General features: G+C 42.9%; 2 pseudogenes. Both read left to right on the forward strand.

The window, feature by feature from the left end:
- Nucleotides 1-709 (forward strand): annotated as a pseudogene (locus tag A3738_RS25590) (nicotinate phosphoribosyltransferase); the annotation flags it as partial.
- A 140-nt stretch (nt 710-849) separates the two neighbouring features.
- Nucleotides 850-1,315 (forward strand): annotated as a pseudogene (locus A3738_RS25595) (hypothetical protein); the annotation flags it as partial.

Raw genomic sequence — 1,315 nt, forward strand, 5'->3', positions numbered from 1 at the left:
TAACGAAAAAGAGGCTTACGCCAATATGCTTGATCAGTTCAGTGGCCCAGACAAGTTAGTGGCCGTTGTTAGTGATTCCTATGATTTGTGGAATGCTATCGATAACATCTGGGGTGAAGAGTTGAAGGATAAAGTGCAACGCACTGGTGGCACTTTGATTGTAAGGCCAGACAGTGGTGATCCAATCAATATCGTCACAGAAACGATTGAAAGGTTAATGAATAACTTTGGTTACGAAGTGAATGATAAAGGGTATCGCGTTTTACCTTCATACATTCGAGTGATTCAAGGTGATGGTGTTTCATTGCAAACCATCGAAGCGATTTTGGATGCAATGAAACTTAGAAAGCAAAGTGCTGAAAACATCGCCTTTGGAATGGGTGGTGAGTTATTGCAAAAAGTAAATCGTGACACGATGAAATTTGCAATGAAAGCTTCAGCGGCAAAAGTAGATGGTCTATGGAGAGATGTGTTCAAGGATCCAATTACCGATTCAGGAAAGCGATCGAAGAAAGGGCGATTAGCCGTGATCAAAGATGACAAGGGGCAAGTGCAAACCATCCGAGCCCAGGAGTTGGGTGATAAGGAAAACTTGCTTCAGCCTGTCTATCGAAATGGAAAGTTGCTTAAGGACTATAGCTTTGAAGAAGTACGTGCTAATGCAGCTGAAGAAAATCAAGTTAAGGAGACTATTTCAAGCGCGGCTTAACAGCCTCATCGATAACCAAAACGTGTTAACAGAAAGCACTAAACGAAAGGCCTGGATAGACCGGCCTTTCAAACACAACTTAAGGTAGCTTGGATTAAGTTCACCTAATGCAGATTCCGCAAGGCGCCCGACAATGAGTGATGACACATATCTCATGGATAGGCGAAGTGCGAGCGAGGATGCAACGAAGCGAAGATGCGCTAGGTGAGGTTAAGACGGCTTCCGAAACAGGCAAGGAGTTTGTCATGTTAAATATCAAATACATTAAGGTTGCACCGACAACCTATCTTATGCAGTTCAAAAAAGGCCAGGTTAAGCGTAAAGGTACAGGCCTAGCACTATGGTATTACGCACCCAGTACTTCNCTGGTGGCGATTCCAACTGGAACGAGTGATCTTCCGTTCATATTCAAAGAAACAACAAAGGACTATCAAGAAGTCACCGTGCAAGGTCAATTGGTTTACCGCATTGCGGAACCCGAAAAACTGTCTTCGCTAATGAACTTCACTTTAAAAAGCGAAGCGACGTCTAAAGACCTTTCTTATCAATCTGACGATCCTGATAAATTGCGCAATCGAATTCTTAATTTGATCCAAGTGAAAATGA

It is taken from the genome of Oleiphilus sp. HI0066, from assembly GCF_001635725.1.